2 protein-coding genes are annotated in these 6,299 nt (G+C 41.3%); both read left to right on the forward strand.

What is annotated here, in order from left to right:
- Positions 1–901 (forward strand): SIALI-17 repeat-containing surface protein (locus SINDD18_RS01980; RefSeq protein WP_153014402.1); only part of this gene is annotated, 901 nt, incomplete at its 5' end.
- 153 nt (positions 902–1,054) lie between these two features.
- Positions 1,055–6,299: beta-N-acetylglucosaminidase domain-containing protein (locus SINDD18_RS11165; RefSeq protein ID WP_241497305.1), on the forward strand; the 5,245-nt coding region annotated here is incomplete at its 3' end.

Genomic DNA, 6,299 nt, shown 5'->3' on the forward strand with positions numbered 1-6,299 from the left:
CGATGAGCCAGCCCCAGTAGTAGAAGTTCCAGAGTACACAGGAACAATTGGAACAGCAGGTGATGAGCCAGCACCAGTAGTAGAAGTTCCAGAGTACACAGGAACAATTGGAACAGCAGGTGATGAGCCAGCACCAGTAGTAGAAGTTCCAGAGTACACAGGAGCAATTGGAACAGCAGGTGATGAGCCAGCACCTACTGTAGAACAACCAACTGAAGGTGTTCGTGTCTTGTCAGATAAGACTACAGGAGTTGTAGTTGCAGGACTAGCAAGAGATTTTGCTACAGATCTTAATCTTAAAGTTCAAAAAGTAACAGACCAAAGTCTACAAGGTGTGAAATTTGATGCTTATGCTCTTCATTTAGTTGATAAAGATAAGCATGAGGTTCAAGCGAAGGGTGTAGTGCTTGTTCGACTTCCAGTTTCTGGTGAAGTTGCTGGAGTATACTACACTGCATCAGGTGAGGCAGTAAGCTTTACAAATGGTCAAGGTACAGTTGAGTTTACAACTAGTCAGCTAGGACATTTTGCAGTAGTTTATAAACAAGTTTCTAAATCACAAACGCCATCAGTAGGAGAGCCTGGTCATAAACCACAAACTCCATCAGTAGGAGAGCCAGGACATAAACCACAAACTCCATTAACTGAGGGACCTGGAAGTCAAGTACAGACTCCATCAACAGAGAAACTGGATCATAAACCACAGGATGCTGCAGTACAAAAACTTGATCAGAAATCAGTTGATACTTCTAAATCAGAAATGAAGGAAGTAGCAGCTAAACAAGAAGCGAAGGATAAACTTCCAGAAACTGGTACTAGCAAGTCAGAGCATCTCTTCTTCCTTGCCAGCCTCAGTCTAGCAATGTCTGCTTTATTTCTTGCAAAAAGAAAAGAAGATTAAAATTTAAAAAAGTTTTCATTAAAAGAGAGCTTAGACTCCACATTTTGTAGTGGAGAAAAAGGAAACCCAGAGAGGACCCTCTAGGTCCTCTCTTTTTCTAAAGGGAAATGAGAACGCTTACTCTTGTGAGCGTGTGAAAGGAAATAGGAAAAAATGGGAAAACATTTTTTTGAGAGACGGTGTCATTACAGTATACGTAAATTTACAATCGGCGCAGCTTCTGTTATGATTGGTGCCAGTATCTTTGGAGCTGGTATGGTTCAAGCAGCTGAAACAGAAGGATCTGCAGAAACAGAAGGAACAGTAACACAGGCTCAGCCACTGGATAAGCTGCCAGCAGATATAGCAGCAGCTATTGAAAAAGCAGAAGCAAATGCTGGAACTGTAGATGGTCAACCTGCAGCGTCAGAAAATGGAGCAACTGCAACTGAAGAAACTACTCCAAAACCAACAGAAACTCCTGCTCCTAAGGAAGAAGCAACTCCAAAACCAGCAGAAACTCCAAAAGAAGAAGTAGCTCCAGCAGCTAAACCAGCTGAAAAGCCAGTGACAAAAGATTTGGTCGAAACTCCAGATGTCAATCATTTAGAAAAAGCTACTGCTACAGCTTCTAACCATGAAGCGAATACACCATTTACAGCAGAAAAGGCAATTGACGGAAAACCTGATACTCGTTGGGCAACTGATCAAAACGTTGATAAACCAACCATCGAATTTACACTTGAAAAGACAACAGTAATTAAGCACGTTGAGATTGATTGGGACCGCCGCGTTCGTGGTGAACAAAATGATCCAAATATCAAGTCATGGAATCTCTATTATGCTGGCCAGGATGATGTGAATGGATCAGGAGTTAAAGAATGGAAGTTGGCCTATCAAAGAACAGGGAATCCTCTTCTTGATGAAAAAATTGACTTGAAAGAAGCTATCCAAGCTAAATACCTTAAACTTGAAATTACAGATTATCAAGCAGGTACAATGAACTGGAAAAATGTTGGGATTCAAGAAATTCGAGCTTACTCAAACATTCCAGATGCCAGCAAACCAACAGATATTCGCCAAGTGACAGAATTAGCAGTTGCTGAAGACGGGAAATCACTTGTCTTGCCTAAGTTACCAGGCCAAGTCAGCTTAATTGGTAGCAACAAACAGGGTGTTGTTGACCTAAATAACAAAATCTATAAACCCTTAACAGACCAAACTGTTAAGGTCATGGTCCAACAAGTCAAGGATACTCATACCTTTACAAAAGAATTTGAAGTCCTTATTAAAGGATTACATGCAGACGAAGGCGTTGGCACTAAACCAGCAGTTGCTCCAGCAGTTCAACAATGGTATGGAACTGAAGGCAAAACTTCTATTACAGCTGATACCGTGATTTCAGTTGGCGATTCTGGATTTGGTCAAGAAGCTAAATTCTATCAGACTGACCTTGAAAGTCGTGGGCTAGAAATCGCTACAGGTGATCAAACAGCTCAAAAACGGATTGAATTTAAAAAGGTTGAAGATAAGGGTTATGGTAAAGAAGGCTATGGTATCACTGTAAAAGATGGTGTTATCACTGTAGAAGCTGCAACCAACGCAGGAGCCTTTTACGCAACTCGTACTCTTCTACAAATGGGCGAAAATGATTTGCAAAACGGAGAAATCCGTGACTTTCCAAGCTTCAGCCACCGTGGCTTTATGCTAGATACAGGTCGTAAGTTTATCCCTTATGATACACTTGTAGATATCATGCTCAACATGGCTTACTACAAGATGAACGACCTTCAGTTGCACTTGAATGATAACTATATCTTCTTAAAAGATCACTTGGCTGGTAAAAATCTTTCTCAAGATGAAGCACTAGACTATGTCCTCAAAAAAGCTAAGACAGGTTTCCGTGTAGAGACTGATGTTGTCGGTGAAAATGGTGAAAAATTAACATCTGACGAGCATTATACCAAGGAAGAAATGCAAGAAATTATCAAGTTAGCTAAAGCTTTGCATATCAACCTTGTTCCTGAAATTGACACACCAGGCCACGCTCTTTCATTTGTTAAGGTCCGTCCAGACTTGATGTACAAGGGGCAACTTAGTGCGAGAAAACACAATGTAGAACGTGTAGCTATGTTGGACTTAGATAACAAGTACGAAGAAACGCTCGCTTTTGTTAAATCAGTCTATGATAAATTGCTCGATGGTGAAGACGCACCTCTCCATGGCGTATCTACAGTTCATATCGGTACAGATGAATATTATGGAAATCCAGAAAGCTATCGTCGCTATGTCAACGATATGATCCAGTACATCAAAGGCAAAGGTTTGACACCGCGTATTTGGGGTTCCCTCAGTGCCAAACAAGGAACTACGCCGGTCGATTGGAAAGATGTAGAAGTAGATATCTGGAGCATTGGTTGGCAACGTCCAGCGGCAGCAATTGCTCAAGGTGCTAAGATTATCAATATCACAGATATTCCAACCTATAGTGTTCCAAGTGGAAGCAACAGTCAAGGTGGATATGGAGATTATGCCAACTATGAAACTCAATACAATCGCTGGACACCAAATGATTTCTCAACAGGTGGAGGACCACGTCTAGAAGCCTCTAATCCAAATATCCTTGGTGGTGGTCATGCGGTCTGGAATGATAACATTGACCTCCATGAAACTGGACTCACTTCTTATGATATCTTTAAACGCTTCTTCAAGAGTATGCAATCAACTGCAGAACGCACTTGGGGTTCAGACCGTGCAGCCAAGACCTATGCAGAACGTGTTCAACCAGCAAGTGTTTATGCACCACAATCTAACCCAGATAAGACCATAGCTGAAGAAGACTTGTTCAAGATTAATCCTGAGACTGTCAAAGATTATCTTGCTAAGAAAGTACAGAAGACTGAAGCAGGTTTGAACTTCGAAAAAGATAGCACTATCGAAGGCCTAGTTGGTGATGCTGGACCAAGTCATGTCTTGAAATTGGATGTGACAGTGACTGGTGATGGCGAGCAAACCTTCTCAACAAGCGGAAACAATCAACTCTATCTTGCGGACAAAGATGGCTACCTTGCCTATAAATTTGAACAATTCCATATTCAATTTAACAAGAAACTTGAAAAGAATAAACGCTATCAAATTTCTGTCGTAACCAAACCTCAAGTGACAGAAGTTTATGTGGACGGTGAAAAGGTTGAACGGATTGCAAATCCAGCTAATCCACGTTTGGCTCATAATAGCTTAGTCTTACCACTTGAAACAATCGGTGGCTTCAAAGGAATCTTGCATAGTGCTGAGTTGTCAAATGAAGCATTTGTAAACCCACGTTTGATTCCAAATGATCATTTTACAGTTTCTGCAACTAGTCAGGAATTGCCAGGAACCAATACAGAAGGCCCAGTCGAAAAAGCATTTGACAATGATCCAAATACCTTCTGGCATTCAAAATGGTCTGGTCATCAGGCTCCATTTACAGTGGCAATGAACTTGAAAGCAGCTGAAACAGTTAATGGTTTGACTTATCTTCCACGTCCAGGTGGAGGCAACGGTGTTGTGACATCTTATGAAATCTATGCTCAGAAAGATGGTCAAATGGTTAAAGTTGCTTCAGGAACTTGGGAAAACAATGCCAAAGAGAAAACAGTTAACTTTGATGCAATTGAAACGGATAAGGTAGAATTTAAAGTTCTAGCTGGTGCCGCAGGATTTGGTAGTGCTGCAGAAATTCAACTTCTTAAACCAGTTTCTACTAACAAGGTGGAAGAGCCAGTTAGTCCAGAGAAACCTGTGACACCAGAAAAACCTGAAACTCCAGAAAAACCTAAAGTTGAGGAAATGGGCGATGGTACAACTGAACTTGCTGATAGCTTTGTAGCTACGAAACCTACAAGTGACGAAGCAGTTGCCGTAGCAGCTCAAAGTCAGGATTATCTCAAGAAAGAGTACAAGGTCTTCCCAACACCACAAAAAGTAACATATGATGAAGGTGTTACGAAACTCCATAAACAAGTCAATCTTGTCATGGGAGATCAATTAGATATCTATACTCGTAACCGCTTGAAGAGTGTCCTACAAGATCATCAAATCTCTTACACAAGCAGTCAAACAGCAGTGGCAGGTGCTACCAACATCTACCTTGGTGTTCATGGTCAAAATTCACAGGCTGAAAAAGAAGTGTCTGGCATTTCTCAAGGACTCTTTGATAAGATTGATGCCTATGCCTTGTCTATCAAGAACAATACAATCTCTATCGTCGGAAAGGATACAGATGCTGTCTTCTACGGTTTGACAACTCTCAAACACATGCTTAATGAAAGTGAAGCTCCAGTCTTGCGTAATGTAACAGTTGAAGACTTCGCTGAAATTAAGAACCGTGGCTTTATCGAAGGATACTATGGTAACCCTTGGAGCAATGCTGATCGTGCTGAATTGATGCGCTATGGTGGTGACTTGAAGTTGACTCAATACTTCTTTGCACCAAAAGACGATCCATACCACAACAAGAAATGGCGTGAACTTTATCCAGAAGAAAAATTAGCTGAAATCCGTGAATTGGCACGTGTCGGAAACCAAAACAAGACTCGTTATGTTTGGACCATCCACCCATTCATGAACAACCGTATCCGTTTTGGCAACGATGCTGATTACCAACAAGATTTGGAAACCATTAAGGCTAAATTCACTCAATTGATGGATGTCGGTGTCCGTGAGTTCGGTATTCTAGCCGATGATGCTCCAAGTCCAGTTGGTGGCTACAATAGCTACAACCGCTTGATGAAGGACATGACAGATTGGTTGACTGAAAAACAAGCAACTTATGTTGGTCTTCGTAAGGAAATGATCTTCGTTCCAGGTCAATATTGGGGTAATGGTCGTGAAGATGAGTTGAAATCTCTAAATGAAAATCTTCCAACTTCAACTTCTATGACCCTTACTGGTGGTAAGATTTGGGGTGAAGTATCTGAAAGCTTCCTTTCAAACCTTAAGAATAATCTGACTGCAGGAGGTAAGACCTACCGCCCAGTTTCTCTATGGATTAACTGGCCTGTTACAGATAACTCTAAACAACACTTGATTTTGGGTGGCGGTGAGAAATTCCTTCATCCAAATGTGGACCCAAGTCTCCTATCAGGTATCATGTTGAACCCAATGCAACAATCTGAGCCTTCTAAGATTGCCCTCTTCTCTGCAGCTCAATATGCATGGAAACAATGGAAGTCAGAAGAAGAAGCTAAGAGAGTGAATGATATCGCCTTCAACTTTGTTGAAACTGGTAAGTTTACAGATAGCGAAGCATCTGTTGCTTTCCGTGAGCTTGGTAAACATATGATCAACCAAAACATGGATGGTCGTGTTGTGAAGTTGGAAGAATCTGTTGAACTTGCACCGAAATTGGCAACCTTCATGTCTAAGTTGAAAGCTG

The sequence above is a fragment of the Streptococcus infantis genome (genome assembly GCF_001579645.1).
GTDB classification, from domain to species: Bacteria; Bacillota; Bacilli; order Lactobacillales; family Streptococcaceae; genus Streptococcus; species Streptococcus infantis_E.